17 protein-coding genes are annotated in these 19396 nt (G+C 41.0%); 10 read left to right on the forward strand and 7 right to left on the reverse strand.

What is annotated here, in order from left to right; genetic code table 11:
- Positions 1–298 precede the first annotated feature (298 nt).
- From fabV to IRQ78_RS15265, 3 genes are all read right to left on the reverse strand, one after another.
- A complete protein-coding gene (gene fabV, locus IRQ78_RS15255) occupies positions 299–1492 on the reverse strand; it encodes an enoyl-ACP reductase FabV (protein ID WP_194442612.1) in 1194 nt (397 codons plus the stop codon).
- Positions 1493–1823: 331 nt separating this feature from the next.
- A complete protein-coding gene (locus IRQ78_RS15260; protein WP_054554277.1) occupies positions 1824–2135 on the reverse strand; it encodes a BolA family protein in 312 nt (103 codons plus the stop codon).
- 73 nt (positions 2136–2208) lie between these two features.
- The gene (locus IRQ78_RS15265) at positions 2209–2796 is read right to left on the reverse strand and encodes an alpha-ketoglutarate-dependent dioxygenase AlkB family protein (protein WP_194442613.1); all 588 of its coding nucleotides are present in this window, start codon (positions 2794–2796) and stop codon (positions 2209–2211) included.
- Positions 2797–2837: 41 nt separating this feature from the next.
- On the opposite strand from IRQ78_RS15265, the gene IRQ78_RS15270 reads away from it, so the two are divergent.
- From IRQ78_RS15270 to IRQ78_RS15285, 4 genes are read left to right on the forward strand one after another with little or no spacing between them, the layout of a single operon-like run.
- Positions 2838–3971 (forward strand): methyltransferase, encoded by a 1134-nt coding sequence (locus IRQ78_RS15270; RefSeq protein ID WP_194442632.1) that lies wholly within the window; start codon positions 2838–2840, stop codon positions 3969–3971.
- A gap of 13 nt (positions 3972–3984) precedes the next feature.
- Positions 3985–4536 (forward strand): YajG family lipoprotein, encoded by a 552-nt coding sequence (locus IRQ78_RS15275; RefSeq protein ID WP_138618073.1) that lies wholly within the window; start codon positions 3985–3987, stop codon positions 4534–4536.
- 2 nt (positions 4537–4538) lie between these two features.
- Positions 4539–5156, forward strand: a complete 618-nt coding sequence (locus tag IRQ78_RS15280; protein ID WP_054554273.1) for a peptidylprolyl isomerase — start codon at positions 4539–4541, stop codon at positions 5154–5156.
- A gap of 36 nt (positions 5157–5192) precedes the next feature.
- Positions 5193–6581 (forward strand): AmpG family muropeptide MFS transporter, encoded by a 1389-nt coding sequence (locus tag IRQ78_RS15285; RefSeq protein WP_194442614.1) that lies wholly within the window; start codon positions 5193–5195, stop codon positions 6579–6581.
- A gap of 108 nt (positions 6582–6689) precedes the next feature.
- Here the strand turns inward: IRQ78_RS15285 and IRQ78_RS15290 are convergent, their stop codons facing one another.
- Positions 6690–6929 carry a helix-turn-helix domain-containing protein gene (locus tag IRQ78_RS15290; protein ID WP_054554271.1) on the reverse strand — a complete coding sequence of 80 codons (240 nt, stop codon included), beginning with the start codon at positions 6927–6929 and terminating at the stop codon, positions 6690–6692.
- A gap of 312 nt (positions 6930–7241) precedes the next feature.
- Here IRQ78_RS15290 and IRQ78_RS15295 point away from each other — a divergent pair, with 312 nt between their 5' ends.
- Positions 7242–7415: a hypothetical protein gene (locus IRQ78_RS15295; RefSeq protein WP_171043836.1), complete on the forward strand. Its 174-nt coding sequence runs from the start codon at positions 7242–7244 to the stop codon at positions 7413–7415.
- 42 nt (positions 7416–7457) lie between these two features.
- On the opposite strand, the gene IRQ78_RS15300 is transcribed toward IRQ78_RS15295, so the two are convergent.
- The 3 genes from IRQ78_RS15300 to erpA form a co-directional block, all read right to left on the reverse strand.
- Positions 7458–10532, reverse strand: coding sequence for an efflux RND transporter permease subunit (locus IRQ78_RS15300; protein ID WP_194442615.1), 3075 nt, complete (start codon positions 10530–10532; stop codon positions 7458–7460).
- 2 nt (positions 10533–10534) lie between these two features.
- Complete coding sequence (locus tag IRQ78_RS15305) at positions 10535–11626, reverse strand: efflux RND transporter periplasmic adaptor subunit (protein WP_228482652.1); 1092 nt, start codon at positions 11624–11626, stop codon at positions 10535–10537.
- A gap of 100 nt (positions 11627–11726) precedes the next feature.
- Positions 11727–12065, reverse strand: coding sequence for an iron-sulfur cluster insertion protein ErpA (erpA, locus tag IRQ78_RS15310; RefSeq protein ID WP_036966451.1), 339 nt, complete (start codon positions 12063–12065; stop codon positions 11727–11729).
- 179 nt (positions 12066–12244) lie between these two features.
- Between erpA and IRQ78_RS15315 the strand changes: the two genes are divergently transcribed.
- The 5 genes from IRQ78_RS15315 (at position 12245) to hemL (ending at position 19362) form a co-directional block, all read left to right on the forward strand.
- The gene (locus tag IRQ78_RS15315) at positions 12245–14620 is read left to right on the forward strand and encodes a diguanylate cyclase domain-containing protein (RefSeq protein WP_138618079.1); all 2376 of its coding nucleotides are present in this window, start codon (positions 12245–12247) and stop codon (positions 14618–14620) included.
- Positions 14621–14750: 130 nt separating this feature from the next.
- A complete protein-coding gene (locus IRQ78_RS15320) occupies positions 14751–16433 on the forward strand; it encodes a chloride channel protein (protein ID WP_138601775.1) in 1683 nt (560 codons plus the stop codon).
- A 20-nt stretch (positions 16434–16453) separates the two neighbouring features.
- Positions 16454–16888, forward strand: coding sequence for a CopD family protein (locus tag IRQ78_RS15325; RefSeq protein WP_054554266.1), 435 nt, complete (start codon positions 16454–16456; stop codon positions 16886–16888).
- Between the two features lie 104 nt (positions 16889–16992).
- Entirely contained in the window at positions 16993–18009 is a 1017-nt protein-coding gene (locus tag IRQ78_RS15330) for an aspartate carbamoyltransferase (protein WP_138601777.1), read from the forward strand.
- A 72-nt stretch (positions 18010–18081) separates the two neighbouring features.
- On the forward strand, positions 18082–19362 hold the full coding sequence (hemL, locus tag IRQ78_RS15335; protein ID WP_194442616.1) for a glutamate-1-semialdehyde 2,1-aminomutase: 1281 nt from the start codon (positions 18082–18084) through the stop codon (positions 19360–19362).
- The last annotated feature ends 34 nt before the right edge of the window (positions 19363–19396 follow it).

The raw sequence follows: 19396 nt of genomic DNA on the forward strand, positions 1-19396 counted from the left end.
CGTCGCCATTTGATATGCTCAAGTTAAACTCTAAGTATCAAAGAATAGCCTGTTTAACACCCCAAACAAGCAACGCAGTAAACTCCTCACATATATTGCCCGAATTTTAACATCAATCAGGGTGACTATGCGAGAGCAAATATGAAATTTATACGACAGATACGGTTATTTAGACTACAAAAACCTTTTGAATAAAATTCAATATAGACCAAAGTGCTATTGATGATGTTTTATTTTCATCCAGAAACAAAAAAGTCGCTTAAAAAAGCGACTTTACAAAATCAAGTTTGTTCAGCGATTAATCGATCAACTGTGAAATCGCAACATCAGGATTCACATCTTGCTCGTAATCTACACTCTCGATACCAAAACCGAATAAACGTAAAAACTCATTATGGTAACCCACGTAATCCGTTAATTCGTCAATTGTATCTGTATCTACTGTATCCCAAACATGTTGTACACGAGCTTGAACATCATCTTCTAACTCTTTGTAGTTTTGGAATAAATGACCACCTTCGTCAAAACGTGGTGTTTCACCGTAAAGGTTTTCAGTAAATAGTGAGTGAATTTGCTCAATGGTACCTTCGTAAGTACCGTCTGCTTTCATTACTTTGAATAAAGCAGAGATATATAAAGGCATAATTGGAATTGCCGAGCTTGCTTGTGTCACAACCGCATTTAACGAAGAAACATACGCTTCACCATTTAAGCCTTTTGTTGACTCTTTGATTGCTTGCGTTGCACGGTCAAGATCTTCTTTCGCTTTACCAATTGTCGCATGACCGTAAATTGGCCATGTTAATTCTTTACCGATATAAGTGTAAGCCGTTGTTTTGAAGTTATCAGCAAGTACATCTGCTTCTTTTAATGCGTCAATCCACATTTCCCAATCTTCACCGCCCATTACTTTAATTGTATTGTCGATGTCTTCTTGGTTTGCTGCTTCAACCGTTACTTCATCAATCACACGCTTTGAAGTATTTAAGTTCTTCGTGGTGATATCAGAGCCAATTGGCTTAAGCGAAGATGAGTAAGTTTCGCCTGTATTTGGATCAGTACGGCGAGGTGACGCAAGGCTGTAAATAACTAAATCAATTTTACCTAGATCAGCTTTGATAGTATCAATTGCTTTTTGCTTAATTTCGTTAGAAAACGCGTCGCCATTGATATTTTTAGACCATAAACCAGCTTCTTCAGCGGCTGCTTGGAATGCTGCTGTGTTGTACCAACCTGCAGAACCCGTTTTGCGTTCGCTACCTTCTTTTTCAAAGAAAATACCTAACGTTTTAGCACCGCCACCAAATGCAGCCGTGATACGTGATGCTAGGCCGTAACCTGTAGACGCACCTATCACTAATACATTCTTAGGTGCATTGCTCAGTGGTCCTTGCGCTTTCACATAATTAATTTGTTCTTGTACGTGCTCAGCACACCCTACTGGATGCGCGTTAGTGCAGATAAATCCACGAATTTTCGGCTTAATGACCATTGATCATCCTATATCTATCACAATAAAAATTAGCGCTAGTTTAAAGGCTAATAGTTAAAATACAGGTCTGATCAGTAAAACTTTTCAGACCCACGTAAATTTTTCGAGCTTAAAACCCCAAGTGACAAGCAGTCTAGAGTGACTGTCCTTCTAACTTTAGGTGGCTGTCCTTCTAACTTTAGGTGACTGTCCTGCTAACTTTGAGTGACTGTCCTTCTAACTTTGAGTGACTGTCCTTCTAACTTTGAGTGACTGTCCTTCTAACTTTGAGTGACTGTCCTTCTAACTTTGAGTGTCTGTCTTTCTAACTTTGAGTGACTGTCCTGCTAATTTAGTCGAACTTTGAGCCGCCTAAGCACTTTGGTGATTCAGGTGCCTGTCCATGTTGTTCACTGAACTCTTCTGGAGTAAATGTGTGAATCGCTAATGCATGAATGTGATTTGCTAATTCATCTTTTAATAGCTCATTAATTTGACGGTGACGGGCAAGTAAACGTTTACCTGCAAATTCTTCACTCACAACCACCACTTTAAAATGCGACTCAGTTCCACGACTATGCATATGGCTTTCATTGACAACATTCAGGTGTTTACATTCGATACCCGCAGCAAGCTTTTGCTCAATTTGTTGTTGCATTGACATGTGTCATAGACCTTTCATAAGAAAATAATTGCCAGCTACTATATCAAGGGCATGGCTCAATTTACCAATGATTTTATATAATTGAACGAAAGGTAAGATTAATTCGAGGGTGTTTGAGTCTTTGCTGCTTCGGCAAACTATGCTGGTAATCGCGCTGGCTAAAACCATTCATGATTAAACAGCTACCACTTTGCAGCACAGTGCTATATTGTTCATTTTTATATTTGTGCCTTATTTTAAATACACGTTCGGCCCCTAGTGATACAGACGCGATTGTTGGTTGCTCACCAAGTTCTTTCTCATCGTCACTATGCCAGCCCATACAATCATGACCATCTCGATACAAATTAACTAAAAGCGCATTAAATGGTATCTGCAAAGTTCTTGATAAGCGTACACGCATAGCATCAAGTACCTCTGGCCAAGGCTCAACGATTAATTTTGAACCCGAGTAACCATAATTTACGTTCTGATCAGCAATAAAGCATTGCAAACGCGGGATCACATGGCTTTTTCCGTACACTTTTATAGCCGGTTGCTGCCAATTGAGCTGCTGCTGAAGAAAGTAAAATAATTCGAGGCTTTTTTGCGCACTCAATGTATTGGCTTGGTAAGAAAACCCATCAGGTAGATGATTAGGGTTGGCGTTTGGCTGTTGCATGTTAGAATTTACCTATACATTAATACTTTCGTAAAATCATGATGACCACCCAAGCACAGCTCGGTGATAACACCTATACCCTAGAACGCTTTCCGTTAGATCAAAAAAATCGCAGTCTTCAAGCATGGGACTCTGGCGATGAATATCTTGTCAATTATGTACAAGAGCACTACCCAGATGCAAATTCAATCCTGATACTCAATGACAGCTTTGGCGCTTTAGCCTGTGCCTTTAATACGTTAACAGTTTATTCAGTTAACGACTCGTATATTGGTCATCAAGCTACCCGTTATAATTTACAAGTCAATGAGCTATCGAGCGAATCACTAACACAGTTGAACTCTTTAGCTGCGTTACCTAATCAGGTTGATTTAGTGATATTAAAAGTGCCACGCAATTTAGGCTATCTTCAGCATCAACTTGCCGCAATCAGTACGGCTTTACCTGCCGATATCGACGTCATTGCAGCGGGTAAAACGAAAGACATTCATAACTCAACTATAAAGGCTTTTAGTCAGTATATCGGTGAAACATCAACCAGCTTAGCGGTTAAAAAGTCCCGTTTAATTATCAGTAAAACCAGTGGTCTTAATAAAGTAGCCCCCTTTCCTGTTAACTGGCCACTTGAAGGCAGTGAATTTGAAATTCAAAATCATGCCAATGTATTTTCTCGGGACTCATTAGATATCGGCGCGCGCTTTTTCTTTAACTATTTGCCACAAACAAGTAAAGCCCGCAGCATCATTGATTTAGGCTGTGGTAATGGCGTTGTTGGGTTGATGACTCTCAAACGTTGCCCTAAAGCCCATGTAACCTTCGTTGATGAGTCCTACATGGCCGTTGAATCTGCCAAATTGAACATAACTCACAATTTACCTGAGCAATTAGACCAGTGTGAGTTTGTTCAAAACGACTGTTTAACCGATTTTCAACCTGACAGTGTTGACCTTGTTTTATGTAACCCACCATTCCACCAAGCGCAAGCGGTCACCGATCATATCGCTTGGCAAATGTTCAAACAGGCAAAACAAACATTAAAGCACGGTGGTGAATTAAGAATTATTGGTAATCGTCATCTAGACTATCATGAAAAGTTAAAACGCATGTTCGGCAATTGTAAGCTATTAGGATCTAATAAAAAGTTTGTCGTACTAAGTGCTACAAAGAATAATTAATGGAGCTAACTAAATGAAAAAAATACTTCCTTTATGCTTGCTAGCCGCCCTATCTGCGTGTAGCAATCAGCCAAATCAGTTAATTTTGAACCCCGTTTATCAAGGCGGGAAAATTTCAACTATTAACAGTAATGTTAGCACCAGCGTAATTGACTTACGTGGTGACAATGTGACCCTTAAAATCATTGGTTCAGACAAAGTAAAAACGCTTGCAAGCCCTGGAATAGCTGATTCTGTGAAAAGTGCCTTAGACAGTGCTCTAAGCCGTAATGGTGCAAACATTTCAAACTTAGCAACTACACGTTTTGAATTAGATATTCATAAGTTGCAAGCAACTGTCACCGAAAAGATGATGACGCACAGTAGTGCTGCAAATGTGGAGTTTGGTTTAAGAGTGATTAAAAGTACGAGTAACTTTACTAAGATATACCGCGGCAACGCAAATCTTGAAGGACCACTCAGTCATGACCGTGCAAAAATAGAAGGTCAACTTAATAAGTTGACTGAACAGGTTATAACACGCATTGTATCTGACCCAGAATTAATCGCCTATTTAGAAGGTTAACCATGAAACGCATTTTATTACTTAGTTTTTTATTGTTTTTTGCTCACAGTTCATTCGCAGCGACTGAAGGTAAGTTTATTCAAAAAGACAATATGTTTCCGCGCGTAGAAATTGTTACTACGCTTGGCAGTATTGTGGTCGAAATGGATCGTTCACGGGCACCAATTACAGTAAATAACTTTCTAACTTACGTTGCCGATGGTAGCTATCAAGGTAGTGTATTTCACCGTGTTGAACGTGATGAAGACAACGAACGTGATTTTGTAATTCAAGGCGGTGGTTACGATAAAGACTACGATGGTCTGTACGAAGGTGACCCTATTTTCAATGAAAGTGGCAACGGGTTAAAAAACGATATGTATAGTATCGCAATGGCATATCAAGACCGTAAACCACACTCAGGTACGCGTCAATTCTTCTTTAATATGGACGACAACGACCATCTTAATCCAGGTCGTGATTGGGGCTTTGCTGTATTTGGTATGGTCATGGATGGCTACGAAACTCTAGACAAAATCATGCGTGTCGAAACTGCTTTCAATGAAAAAATTGGTTACAGCTTTGTACCCAAAGATCCTGTAGTTATCTTAAACGTAAAAGTGCTTGACGCTAATCAATAATAAATAGGGGCGCACGCCCCTTAAACTGGCAACACTATGACAAAAACCCTTTCTTTTTCAGAGTATTTCTCATACTTCAAAGATAAACGTTTAATTAATATTTTTATTTTTGGTATTAGCAGCGGCTTTCCGTGGGTATTGATTGGCTCTGTCATGTCGGCCTGGCTAAAAGATGAAGGCCTAAGCCGCAGCATGATTGGGTTGTTTGGCATCGTGTTTGGTGCATATAGCATTAACTTTTTATGGTCACCGCTCGTTGACCGTGTAAAGTTACCCTTTTTATTTAACTGGCTAGGCCAGCGCCGTAGCTGGATTTTACTCTGCCAGTCAGTCATTTTTATTGGAACCTTTTCGCTTGCAGGGCTCGATATCAAAGCCAACCTTTGGTTTGCTGCCGCACTGTGTTTAGTGATTGCAATAGCATCTGCAACTCAAGACATTGCTATTGATGCATTTCGTATCGACACTTTGGCAGAAAATGAGAGCCATAAAGCCACCGCAGCGGCAGCAATGGCAACCTCAGGTTGGTGGAGCGGCTATGCTCTATTAGGCGCCCTACCGTTTTATATGGCCGACATTCCTTCAATTGATTGGCCACAAGTTTACTTTTTCCTATCTCTCGTGATGCTGCTATTAATGAGCAGCGTATTTTGGGCGAAAGAACCAGAATCAAATCGCGATGCAGTTCAAGCAGAGCTTGAGCAAACCTATCAACAAAAGCTGGCTGGTAGTACGCAAACTCGCTTTGCTAAAGTTATTGCATGGCTTGCTGTAACCGTTTTTGATCCTTTTAGAACCTTCTTCGCCCGTAACGGGGTAAAAACAGCATTGGCTTTATTAGCTTTTATTTTCTTATTTAAAATCGGCGAGGCCTTCTTAGGGCGAATGTCTATCGTGTTTTATAAAGAAGTGGGCTTCTCGAATAGCGATATTGCTACCTTCTCAAAAGTAGGTACGGCAGTACTTACTATCGCTTTCACCTTTCTAGGTAGTTTGTTTAACCAACGATATGGCATTGTTAAAGGCTTATTTATTAGTGGTATTGCGATGGCAGCCTCAAATCTCGCCTTCGCTTGGATTGCTATAGCAGGCCCTAAATTGAGCCTTTACGCGTTTGCAATCATTATTGATGGTTTTACACAGGCTTGGTCTCTCGTTGCCATGGTGGCGTTTATATCTATGCTTTGCGACCGAGCATTTAGTGCCACTCACTATGCGCTACTTGCATCATTAGGTAATTTAGGTAGAACTTTACTTTCAAGTTATAGCGGCGTGCTCATTGATGACTGGTTAGGAGGAAATTGGGCGATGTTCTTTGTAGTGACAGCACTTATGGTTTTACCTTCATTAATTTTCTTATTTTTAATTAGGCATAAGCTTTATGCACTAGAAAACAACTATCATCAAAGGGATTTAACAAGTTAGATACGAAAGTAATTTTAGAGGAGAGATAAATGGTGAAATTTTAATAGCGCCTCCCTGCACTATTTGTATTACTTTAGTAGTGTTATTTCACCACAAAGCACTAAAAAATTATGCGTCTTTTAGCAAATTAAGACCTTCGTACGGGTCAACTTCTAAAGCATCACAATAACGTATGAATTCAATAACATCTAGTCGACGTTCTTGGTTTTCAATTTTACCGATAAAAGAATGCGGTGTACCTAAAACCTGCGCAAGGCTACGCATTGTGTGACCTTTCTCGTGGCGTTTAGTTTTAAGCCATTTCGTTAATTTCGAGTTTTCTTCAGAAGAAACTGTTTTACCCATCATAAAATACATCTCCTACTAGATGATTTAAATTAATAAACTTAAGAGTGAAATTTGCCCGTCTCACTCTTGGATACATTATATACTAATAATTTTCACTTTGAATTATTAATTATACAAATGTCCACCTTTTAGGTATGGACCTTATTAGTATACATGTCTTAGTGTAGCTAAAATTAAAGCATGTGCTCTATAGTTAACTGGTTAACTGTACCAAAAAATTGATCAATTGGAAGTCAAACAAGATGAAAGTATCGCTTTAAATTCTGCATATTTATGCTTAAAGTGTACGTAAATACTGAAAAAGGCTAAGAAATGTTTCGTATATTATTTTTGTTGCCAATTGTACTGTGTGTAGCATGGTACCTATTTTTAAAACACAATCGAGTACCAATTAAGCAAGGTAAAAATGGCTTTGTATACATTTTGGTCGCATCAGCGTTAGTTTTAGGCTTCTTTTTACTGATGATTAAAGTGACCCAACACTAGGGTCACTCATTTTTAATTAATCGGTAACGAATTTACCTATTGCTATCTACGGCGATCTCGCAGCATTAACAAGCACGGTGTAAGCACAAGTGTCAACACCGTGGCAAATGTTAAACCACCCGCAACGGCTGTTGCCAATTGCACCCACCACTGAGTAGATGGCGCACCAAAATCAATGTGACGGTTAAATAAATCAATATTCACTTGGAGTACCATTGGCATCAATCCCAAAATGGTGGTAACAGTCGTTAGCAATACCGGACGCAAACGCTGTGCACCGGTTCGCAAAATCGCATCTTTGGCAGCCAGACCTTGGCTTCGTAAAACATTATAGGTATCAATCAATACAATATTGTTATTAACCACAATACCTGCAAGCGAAATAACCCCAATACCTGACATCACAATACCAAACGGTTGCTGTAATACGATTAAACCTAAGAACACACCCACAGTTGAAAATAGCACAGCACTTAAAATCAAAAATGCTTGATAAAAGCTATTAAATTGCGTCACCAAAATGATACCCATCACAAATAGAGCAACCACAAAAGCCTGCTCAAGAAAGGCTTCTGATTCATCTTGATCTTCAGTTTCACCACGCACTTTAATTTTCACGCGAGGGTCTAATCCTTGCTCTTCTAATTGCGCTTGTAAGCGCGGCAATGCCTTGGCAAGTTGTTCACCCGGCTTCATGTCTGCATTAACGGTAACAACGCGCTGAGAATCAACACGGCGGATAGTATCGACTTTAGGCGCTGCTTGACGCTCAACAAAGTGACTAATTGGCACTTGCCCGTGCATGGTTTTTACACGTAACGTTTCAAGACGTCCTAAATCACGTTTGTCATGAGGAAAGCGTACGCGAATATCAATCTCGTCATCCACATCATCTGGACGGTATTCCCCTAATTTCAAGCCATTGGTAATAAGCTGAACATTTGCCCCTAACATACTGGCATCGGCACCAAAACGAGCGGCATCAGAACGATTCAATTTAAGTTGCCACTCAATGCCCGGTTTTGAAGCACTGTCATCAACATTTCGAAACGCGCCATCATTCTCGATAGCTTGCCTTACTCGCTTAGCTTCACTGTTAAGCACATCAACAAACCGAGAGCTCAGCTCAATGCTTAGCGCTTTACCACCACCTGGGCCGTTTTCATCTTTACGAAGTTCAATTTCTACACCGGCATAACTTGCCGTGATTTCGTTAACTTGGCTGATAATATCTTCTGCGGGCGGACGCTCATCCCAATCTTTTAGATTCATTCTAAACGTGCCTACTTGATCTTTACCACCAGTACGTGCGTACAGAGTTTTTATACCTTCCACTTTTAGGATGCGCGACTCAATATCTTTCATGATCACGTCTTTTTCAAAGATGGATAAGTCACTGTAAGAACGTACTTTGATATTGACGCCATTTGGCTCAACATCAGGAAAGAACTCAACGCCAAGCTTAGAAATAGCAAAGGCAAAAAACACCATAATAGAAAACACGATTGCAGCAGCAAGGCTCCACCAAGGACGCTCTGTTGCATAATCAAGCACTCGAATATAACGCCCTAGCATCCCTTTAATTTGCGTTAAATCGCCAGATTCTGCTAACTCTAAATCATGTTTTTGCTGCTCAGAAAGCGGCCTAGATTTACCTATTAGTCCACCAATAGTTGGTACAAACACCAGTGCCATAAGTAATGACGCAGACAAGGTAGCAATAAGTGTAATCGGCAAGTATTTCATAAACTCGCCCATCATTCCCGGCCAAAATATCAGCGGGGCAAAGGCCGCTAATGTTGTTGCCGTAGAGGCGATAATTGGCCATGCCATTCGTTCTGCAGCCAGTTTATATGCAACCTTGCGCGGTTTGCCTTCACTCATTGCTCTGTCTGCAAACTCACTAACAACAATTGCGCCATCCACCAGCATACCGACAGCCATGATGAGCGCAAAGAGCACCACGATATTCACCGTTAAACCAAACACAGAGATCACTAAAATCCCCGTTAAGAATGAACCGGGAATGGCAATACCCACTAAAAATGCCGTGCGCGCACCAAGTACCGCCACAATAACGATAACCACCAATAATACGGCAGACAGCACATTATTTTGCAGATCAGAAAGCATCATCTTTACGTCTTTTGACATGTCGCCGGTGTAATCAACGCGTATATGATCAGGCCATATTTTCTTGGCCTCATTGACCACTTGCTTCACTTGTTCGACCGTATCAATAATATTTTCACCAGCACGTTTTTTTACTTCCAGCGAAACCGCATGGCGGCCATTAATACGTGCGATTGAGGTTGGGTCTTTATACGCTCGACGAATTTTTGCTACGTCCATAAAACGTACCACCCTATCGCCAACGACTTTCACGGGTTGCTCCATGACATCCTGAATCGTCTCAAACACGGATGGGATTTTTACAGCAAAGCGTCCTTTACCAGTATCAAGTGTACCGGCAGCAACTAAGCGGTTGTTATTTGATAGCAGTTGAATGATGTCACTCGGTTCTAAGCCATAAGAAATCATCGCCAGTGGATCGACCTCAATTTCGACCATGTCCTCGCGATCACCACCTACATCAACTTCTAATACGCTAGAAATGCTTTCTAGTTCATCTTTAAGATTACGAGCAAGGGTTAACAAACCTCGCTCTGGCGCATCACCGGATAAGGTTAATGTAATAGTCGGTTGCTCGTCTTCCATCAAGATTTCATGAACTTCTGGTTCTTCTGATTCAGAAGGCAGTTTCGCCTTAGCTAAGCTGACTTTATCTCGCACATCAGCTAAGGCTTCTTTGGGATCCATACCCGCGATAAATTCAAGGGTCACAGAGGCATGCCCTTCACTTGCCACCGCTGACATTTCTTTTACGCCTTCAATCGAGCGGAGCTCAATCTCCATTGGCCTAACTAATAGCCGCTCAGCATCTTCAGGGGAAATACCGTCATGAATAATCGACACATAAATAAAAGGAATGGTGACATCAGGATTCGCTTCTTTAGGGATGGTTTGATATGTCACCCAGCCCGAGATCAGCAACAAGATGAAAATAGATAAAACTGTACGCGTGTGAGTCAACGACGCTGCGATTAAGTTTTTCATACTTAGTTGCTCGTAGCTTCAGTAAACACGGGCTCAACTTTATCACCGGCACGCACAAAACCTTGACCAAGGGTAATGACATTTGCTTGTTCGCCTAAACCCCAAAGCCAAACCCCCTGCTCGGTACTTTTAGCCAGATTCACCGATTTAAACTCAACAATATTATCGTCATTCACGACTTTTACGCCGATATTACCTTGCTCATCAAGGGCCATAAAAGCCGGGCTTAATAACATTGCAGGCTCAGTTGGCAACTCAATATTTAGCTGAGTCGAAAAACCTGCTTTGTATTTCATTCCTGGGTTTTCAAACGCCGCTTCGATGCGAAATGTATTGGTGCTGTCATCAGCAACAGATGCAATATAACGAATACGACCAGGATAGGTTTTGTCATTTAAAACATGAGCAAAAGTAGCTTGCCCGACTTCTAAGCCTTGCACTTCTTTTTGAGTCGCATCGGCTCTAACAATTAACGGGTCTAAATCAGCGAGCTGTAAAATAGGGTCGCCTATGCCAACATAATCACCAATTTCGACTAAACGTTTGTTAATAACGCCATCAAAAGCAGCGCGTACTTCAGTGCGCTCTAGTTTTAATTCAAGGCTAACTAAGGTTGCTTTAGCCTGTTGCAACATAGCTTGCGCTTGCATGGTTAATACTTTGTTCTGTAAACCTTGCTGATTTAGCTTAAGGGCGCCTTCGTATTCAGTTTGATACTGTGCCACTAAGGCTTCTGCTGATGTAATTTGGGCGGCTAAATCAGACTTATCGAGGCGTAAAATAACCTGTTCTTGTTTTACAAACTGACCTTCTTCAACCAAGATTTCGAGTACTTGTCCTGCTTGCCTAGCGCTAATATTTGCGATTTTGTCAGGCTCTGATTTACCGTAAAAGGTCAGGTTTTTATTTATTTTCTTAGCAACTAATGACATCACCTGCACTTTAGGCAAGCGCTCTTGGGCTTGTTCTTTACTTTGCTGCGCGTTTTGATCTGCTTTGCTATCGCCGGATAGCATCCACAATATAATCACCAAAACAATGGCGATAGCTAAAATATAGGGTTTCTTTTCTATTGTTGTAATTATATTTGGCAACGCAAAATTCCTTCTAATAATGCGTAAAATTTAGCAGAGGCAGGATATTATGAGAAGTTAAAGCAATAAAAAAGCCACATCAAGTGGCTTTCATAAATAATTAAACGCTGAAGCTGGCTCCGCAACCACAGGTTGTAGTTGCGTTCGGGTTATTCACAAAAAAGCGAGCCCCTTCAAGGCCTTCTGTGTAATCAACGGTACCATCAACTAGGTATTGAATACTCATAGGGTCAACAACTAGCGTTACACCATTTTTAACAATTTCTAAATCGCCAGGGTTAGCTTTTTCATCAAAAGTAAAACCATATTGGAAACCTGAGCAACCACCACCTGTAACGTATACACGTAGCTTTAGATCAGGATTTTCTTCTTCCTCGATTAACTGTTTAACGCGAACAGCTGCTGCATCGCTGAACTTGATTGGCAACTCATCTGACATACCAAAACCCTCAAAACCTATAATGGTCGCAATTATCTAATACCCGAGTATTTTAATCAAGTATCGCCTCCCATTGAAAATATTTTAGTATAGGATTGGCTAACATATTCGCATTGAACTAACATTTAATTGTAGTACTTTTTACCCATGTAAAGGTTATGCGATGAGGGACCATCACAGTGATAGATCATTTAAAGCTGCATTTCATTAGTCCAAGCTTAACTAGCTCGCAAACAATCCCTGCGCAGTACGATAGTTTACTCGTTTGCTTATCCGTACTTACTGCGGTCTTTGCTTCTTACATTTCATTTTTACTATCAGCAAAAATTAAAAGCTCTCAATTAAGAAATGAAAGCCTTGTATGGACTTTGTTAGCATCGTGCTTTTTAGGTATTGGTATCTGGGGTATGCATTTTGTAGGTATGCTCGCCTATAAACTTCCTATCGCTGTTGAATACAACATCACGGTCACTTTGATCTCTATTTTGCCAAGCGTTTTTGCAAGTTATATTGTTCTTTCCCCCACTATTGGGCGTGGCAAAGGGCTAGTTTTTCGAAGTGTACTTATGGGGGCTGGTATTGGTTGTATGCACTTTATTGGCATGATGGCAATGATGATGCCAGCCCACATGGCCTATGAACCTTGGTTATTTTCATTATCGATTTTAGTCGCAATTGTTCTTTCTGGCATTGCACTATGGATTAATGATTTTAGAAATGAGCGTGAGGTAAACCAAACACGTATAAACATTCTCGTTGCAGTCATTATGGGGAGTGCTATTTCAAGCATGCACTACATTGGTATGATTTCAATGACTGTATTTGAGACTGATTATACCATTTATACATCTGGCCATGATAACGCTGCGCTTGCAAAATTAATTATATCCGTCTTATTAGCCCTAAGTCTGTTCGTATTAGGAATTGTCGAACTTAGAGCACGAAGTTTACTCTCAGCCAAACTTGAAGCCGTGCTGAATACAGTTCAAGATGTCGTTATTAGCTTTAATAATGTAGGAGTAATTGAATTCGCTAACCCAGCAGTTCTTCCTGTTTTTGGCTATGAACCAACCCACCTAATCGGTAAACATATCCACACTTTAATCCCAAAACAATCATCGCAGTTAGATGAGATATTCTGCGACCCACAGCAAAAAAAAGAAAACGTGAGTACAAATAAGAGCCGCCTATTAAAGGGGTTACGTAAAGATAAATGCTACTTTCCTATCACTCTCACAATTAGCTCCATTGGCAAAAAAGAAGCAGGCTCTTACGTTGCAACTATTAAAGACCTAAGCGACATTCAAAACCAAGAAGCGTTTACACAAACAATTTTCGATAACTTACCTATTATGCTGTTCGTAAAAGAGGCCGAGCATCTAACATTTAGCCATGTCAATAAAGCAGGTGAGCAACTTTTAGGTAAAACTAAAGAGCAACTCATTGGCTTAAATGACTTTGATATTTTTAGCGATGAGGACGCCGTGAATTTTATTCAAACAGATAGGGATGTACTAAAAAGTAACGAAACACTTTTTGTAACTGAGAAGCCTATGACCATAAATGGTCGAACGCATTATCTTCGAACCAGAAAGCTCGCAATTAGAGACGCTCAAGGAAAAGCTCGCTACTTACTGGATGTATCTGAAGATGTTACTGAATTAAAACAAGCAAAAACAGATCTTGAGAACTTACATCAACGGATGTCAATGGCTGCAGATGCAGCACACATTGGAATTTGGGAGTGGAACTTTGAAACCAATGAATTAATCTGGGATGACTGGATGCATACCTTGTTCGAAATTCCAAAAACATCTTTTAAAGGCAATTACTCAACATGGGCGAGCACCTTACACCCAGATGATTATGAGGACGTTACAAATAAGCTCAAGCTTTCGATACTAAACAATGAAGAATTTCATGCTGAGTTTCGTATCGTTTTATCTTCTGGCAGAACTCGCTATATCAATGCTGACGGAAGAATCTACGGAAAACGGATGATCGGCGTCAATTTTGATATTACCAAGCGGGTTTTGGCTGAGCAACAGATACGAATGTTGGCACAAACAGATCATCTTACCGGTCTTGCAAATAGAAGCGCTTTAAGTAAGTTTATTAATCATGAGTTTGACCGTGTTGAACGCACAGGTGGTAAGGTTGGTTGTTTATACTTTGACCTTGACAAATTTAAGCCCATCAATGACACCCATGGTCATTTAGTTGGTGATTTCGTGCTTGTTGAAATTGCTAAACGGTTACTTGAAACAGCCCGAAAAACAGATTGTGTTGCTCGCATTGGGGGTGATGAATTTGTCATAGTCATTACTGATATAGAAAATCAAAATCAGATTGAGCGAGCTCTAACACGTTTTATTAACTCAATATCAACGCCAATTGCATCTGAGGTGGGTTATTTAAATGTAGGCGCAAGTGTTGGTTATGCTTTATATCCTGATGATGCAAAATCACTTGATGACTTATTAAATAAAGCTGATGAGCGCATGTACAAGCAAAAACATAACTCTCCTATGACAGTGATAAGTATGCAACCATAACCTTGGCTCAGTCATTAAATATTATAATCAGCTCGATTTTCCCAAAAAGAAGATAAAAATATAAAATGCCAACGACTTAGTGAGTTTGATTTGGTAAACTGCGGCTCAAAAGTGCTGTGAGGAAATATGCGTGTGGCTTGAGAGACTAAGACGTCGACTAGCAAAGCCTAAAACATCTGTGCAATTGTGCTTACTTGGTGTGAGTGCAGGGTTAATTGCGGCAGTGCTGATCATATTCTTTCGCCTTACGATCATGTTTTTCCAGAGCTTATTCTTAGAAAAGCCTGATGACTTTTCTACGCTTCCTACTCTTGAACGTGTTTTATTACCAGTCGGCGCAGCCTTATTAATTGCCCTTTTTGCAGCTTCAACTGGATTTAAACATTATCGACTTGGTATTCCATTTGTCATTCATCGAATAAAAAAATACTACGGTCATATGCCACTCTATAACACGGTTAACCAATTTGTTGGTGGTGCTTTAGCCTTGATCAGTGGTTTTTCGGTGGGCCGAGAAGGCCCGTCAGTGCATATGGGTGCAACAGGTGCCAGTTTACTGGCCGATAAACTACACCTTCCACACAATGCAATGCGTACCCTCACCGGTTGTGGCGTTGCAGCCGGAATTGCAGCCTCATTTAACACCCCACTTGCAGCCGTTATCTTTGTTATGGAGGTGGTGCTTAGGGAATATAAAGTGCATATTTTTGTGCCCATTATGCTCGCTGCGGTTACTGGTGCTTTAGCCACTCAGTTTGTATTTGGTGATGCTTCAGAGCTTGCGCTTATCACCATGAACCCATTGAGTGGCTGGCATTACCCATTTTTAATCATTTTTGGTATGGCACTAGGGGCTGTTGCCTATGCGTTTAATCAAAACTTGATGCTTATAATCCGCACTTTTAAACCGCTTAGCATGTTTCCTCGCCTATTACTGGCAGGGTTAATTGCAGGGTTAATTGCTTATATGGTTCCTCATGCAATGGGTTCAGGTATGAGCGCCATCACTATTGCTATTGAATCACCAGATGATGTGCAGTTTTTAACAACCATCTTGATTGCCAAATTACTCGCCACCTTATTTGCTATTGGTTTGGGTATTCCGGGTGGGATCATCGGCCCTGTTATTGGGCTTGGGGTATTAATGGGCACCTTAATGGCCTTCTTTGCGCAGTTTATTAGCCCAGGAGTAGATATCACGGGTACCTACAGCATGCTTGGCATGGCTGGGTTATTGGCCGCTACATTACACGCACCACTTGCTGCACTCACTACGGTTATGGAGTTAACCTCAAGCCCCGAGATTATTGTGCCAGCCATGTTGGTGATCTCAACGGCTTATGTCACAGCATTACAGTTTTTTGGTAACCGCTCTATTTTTATGCAGCAACTTGACTTCCAAGGGCTTGAGTATCAAATATCGCCTGCCACAGAAGCATTACAAAAAGTAGGCGTGATGGATGAAATGGATGAGCAGTTCAAACTGCTTTACAGTGACGACAAACAACAAATTAAAGAATCGCTCGATGCCCTTGATAGCCAAACCCCGCTGATTGTTCATGATGAAGAGAATGGCTATCGTCTTGCTGAATATGATTTAAGTTTGATGTCTGACCAAGAAAGTAACATCAAATATGTCAGCCTTGCCGGCCTTAGTAGCCAAGCAACATTAGCCGATGCTTTTGACTTACTAAAAGATAAACGCAGCGGTGCGGTGTATATTTACAACCTACTTGATAACCAACAGATTATGGGCCTTTTGCGTTGGGACCAAATCAGACATATTCTTACCATACGCAATAGTTTGTTATAACAATTAAAATGGATGCTTAAATGACTGCGCTATTAGTTTATAAAACCTTCCACGTATTTTTTATGATTGCTTGGTTTGCCGGTATTTTTTACCTGCCACGTCTTTTTGTTTACCACGCAATGAGTGAAGAAAAAGCCTGTAACTCAATGCTGAAAGTAATGGAACGCCGCTTACTGTTTTTTGTGACGCCGTTTGCCGTTTTAACATTGGTATTTGGCTTACTGACCATTTTTGAATATGGTCGTGATTGGTTTAGATACAGCATGTGGCTGCACTACAAACTGGTGTTAGTAATTATCCTTTATATTTATCATGGCTATTGCTTTAAATTACTGGCTGACTTTAAGCATGATCGCAATACTCGTAGCGATCGCTTTTACCGTATTTTTAATGAAGTTCCGGTACTCATCCTTTTAGCTATAGTGGCACTGGCAATTATTAAACCTAACTTATAATTTGCTGCTGTGAACGTTAAAAATTTGCTATAGTACTGCGCAAATTTATGCGGCCTCCCATACCGAGTGCCAGCGCCCTATAAATATGATTAGGAACAAACCCCATGCTAAGTTTCCAAGGTGAAAATATCCTGTCGGTCAATCAGCTTGATCGAGATTGTATTGAACGTATTTTTGCAGTTGCTAAGAAAATGGAGCCTTATGCTAAAAAGCAAAAGCGCACCAATGTTTTAGAGGGCGCAATTTTAGCGAACTTGTTCTTTGAACCAAGCACGCGTACTCGCGTAAGTTTTGGTACAGCATTTAACTTACTAGGTGGTTTGGTTCGTGAAACAACAGGTATGCAAAGCTCGGCGCTTGCAAAAGGTGAATCTTTGTATGATACCGCTCGCGTTATCTCAGCGTATGCAGATGCAGTCGCAATGCGCCACCCTGACGCAGGATCTGTTGCTGAGTTTGCCACTGGGTGTGACGTGCCAGTGATTAATGGCGGTGACGGCCCAAATGAGCACCCAACACAAGCCCTACTGGACTTACTAACAATTGAGCGTGAACTAGGTCGCTTCAACCAAAGCATCGACGGTATGCACATTGCCCTAGTAGGTGATTTAAAATATGGCCGTACTGTGCACTCTTTATCTAAATTACTTTGTCATTATAAAGACGTTAAGTTCTCTATGGTGGCACCTGATGGCTTACAAATGCCAGAATACATTTTAGATGCTGTAGATAACGCAGGTCATAAAATTCAAGTAGTCGATAAGATGGAAGGCAACTTGGCGGCCGATATTGTGTATCAAACCCGTATCCAAGAAGAACGCTTCCCTTCACAAGAAGAAGCTAACAAATACCGTGGTGGTTTCCGTATCAGCCAAGCAATTTACAACGCACACTGTAAGCCAAACTCAGTATTGATGCACCCGCTCCCTCGTGACAGCCGTTTAGAGGCAAACGAGCTAGATAACGATTTAAATAGCAACGACAACCTAGCAATTTTCCGCCAAGTGCAAAATGGCGTGTTAATTCGCATGGCGTTGTTTGCTCTAACCTTAGATGTTGCCGACAAAGTTGAGCAATATGAAGTCGACGTGCCTTGGTTTAGCCGTAAACGTAATAGCTAACTTGCTTCGTTTTGGGCTCTTTGAGCCCTCGCAAACCAACTCATTTAACGTGACAACCCAATAGGACTATTCATGACAATTAGCCAAGATCTTTTTAATCGCGCGCAAGAATCAATCCCAGGCGGTGTTAACTCACCAGTTCGTGCCTTCAATGGCGTTGGCGGTACTCCTTTATTCATCACTAAAGCTGAAGGCCCTTTTACCTTTGATGCTGATGGTAACCGTTATATCGATTACGTTGGTTCATGGGGACCCATGATCATGGGCCATAACCACCCAGCTATTAAGCAAGCGGTATTAGAAGCCGTAGAAAATGGCTTAAGCTATGGTGCGCCAACCGAAACTGAAATCTTAATGGCCGAAAAAGTAAAAGAGCTAGTACCATCAATCGAAAAAGTACGTATGGTAAGCTCAGGTACTGAGGCAACAATGAGTGCAATTCGCTTAGCACGTGGTTTCACTGGCCGTGACAAAATCTTAAAGTTTGAAGGCTGTTACCACGGTCATGCAGACTCACTACTAGTAAAAGCAGGCTCAGGCGCACTGACTATGGGTGTACCAAACTCACCAGGTATTCCTGAAGACTTTGCTAAGCACACATTAACTGTGTCGTTTAATAACCTTGATGAAGTAAAAGCAATTTTCGCAAAATATGCTGACGAAATTGCTTGTATCATCGTTGAGCCAGTTGCTGGCAACATGAACTGTATTCCACCTGTACCAGGCTTCTTAGAAGGTCTGCGTGAGGTGTGTGATGAATACAAATCTGTGCTTATTTTTGATGAAGTAATGACAGGTTTCCGTGTTGCTTTAGGTGGCGCACAAGCTTACTACAACATCAAACCAGACCTAACCTGTTTAGGTAAAGTGATCGGTGGCGGTATGCCTGTGGGTGCATTTGGCGGTAAGAAAGAAATCATGGATTACATCGCACCTGTTGGTCCAGTTTATCAAGCGGGCACATTATCAGGTAACCCAATTGCCATGGCTGCCGGTTTAAAATCTTTAGAACTTTTAAGTGCTGACGGCCTGCACGACGAGCTTGAAGCAAAGAGCAAAGCAATTTGTGAAGGCTTTGAAGCCGCTGCGAAAAAAGCAGGTATTGCACTTACAACAAACTACGCAGGTGGTATGTACGGTTTCTTCTTTACTGATAAAGAAAAAGTAACTAGCTACCAACAAGCGACTGAGTGTGATTTAGAACGCTTCAAAAAGTTCTTCCACTTAATGCTAGAAGAAGGTGTTTATCTCGCTCCTTCGGCGTTTGAAGCAGGCTTTGTGTGCGCTGAACACTCTGAAAAAGAGATCAACGACACCATTGCAGCCTCAGAGCGCGCATTCGCGAAGCTGTAAAAAGCTATTATTTTGAAAAAGCCCTCACATGAAA

Origin of the sequence: Pseudoalteromonas simplex (assembly GCF_015278155.1) — a bacterium.
GTDB lineage: Bacteria > Pseudomonadota > Gammaproteobacteria > Enterobacterales > Alteromonadaceae > Pseudoalteromonas > Pseudoalteromonas simplex.

What these genes read in the sequence shown, in the direction of transcription:
- erpA (WP_036966451.1), bottom strand. Translation starts at nt 12,065, where the DNA reads ATGTCAGATGAGTTGCCAATCAAGTTCAGCGATGCAGCAGCTGTTCGC.
- fabV (WP_194442612.1), bottom strand. Translation starts at nt 1,492, where the DNA reads ATGGTCATTAAGCCGAAAATTCGTGGATTTATCTGCACTAACGCGCAT.
- IRQ78_RS15260 (WP_054554277.1), bottom strand. Translation starts at nt 2,135, where the DNA reads ATGTCAATGCAACAACAAATTGAGCAAAAGCTTGCTGCGGGTATCGAA.
- IRQ78_RS15280 (WP_054554273.1), top strand. Translation starts at nt 4,539, where the DNA reads ATGAAACGCATTTTATTACTTAGTTTTTTATTGTTTTTTGCTCACAGT.
- IRQ78_RS15265 (WP_194442613.1), bottom strand. Translation starts at nt 2,796, where the DNA reads ATGCAACAGCCAAACGCCAACCCTAATCATCTACCTGATGGGTTTTCT.
- hemL (WP_194442616.1), top strand. Translation starts at nt 18,082, where the DNA reads ATGACAATTAGCCAAGATCTTTTTAATCGCGCGCAAGAATCAATCCCA.
- IRQ78_RS15300 (WP_194442615.1), bottom strand. Translation starts at nt 10,532, where the DNA reads ATGAAAAACTTAATCGCAGCGTCGTTGACTCACACGCGTACAGTTTTA.
- IRQ78_RS15330 (WP_138601777.1), top strand. Translation starts at nt 16,993, where the DNA reads ATGCTAAGTTTCCAAGGTGAAAATATCCTGTCGGTCAATCAGCTTGAT.
- IRQ78_RS15290 (WP_054554271.1), bottom strand. Translation starts at nt 6,929, where the DNA reads ATGATGGGTAAAACAGTTTCTTCTGAAGAAAACTCGAAATTAACGAAA.
- IRQ78_RS15270 (WP_194442632.1), top strand. Translation starts at nt 2,838, where the DNA reads ATGACCACCCAAGCACAGCTCGGTGATAACACCTATACCCTAGAACGC.
- IRQ78_RS15325 (WP_054554266.1), top strand. Translation starts at nt 16,454, where the DNA reads ATGACTGCGCTATTAGTTTATAAAACCTTCCACGTATTTTTTATGATT.
- IRQ78_RS15295 (WP_171043836.1), top strand. Translation starts at nt 7,242, where the DNA reads ATGTTTCGTATATTATTTTTGTTGCCAATTGTACTGTGTGTAGCATGG.
- IRQ78_RS15285 (WP_194442614.1), top strand. Translation starts at nt 5,193, where the DNA reads ATGACAAAAACCCTTTCTTTTTCAGAGTATTTCTCATACTTCAAAGAT.
- IRQ78_RS15275 (WP_138618073.1), top strand. Translation starts at nt 3,985, where the DNA reads ATGAAAAAAATACTTCCTTTATGCTTGCTAGCCGCCCTATCTGCGTGT.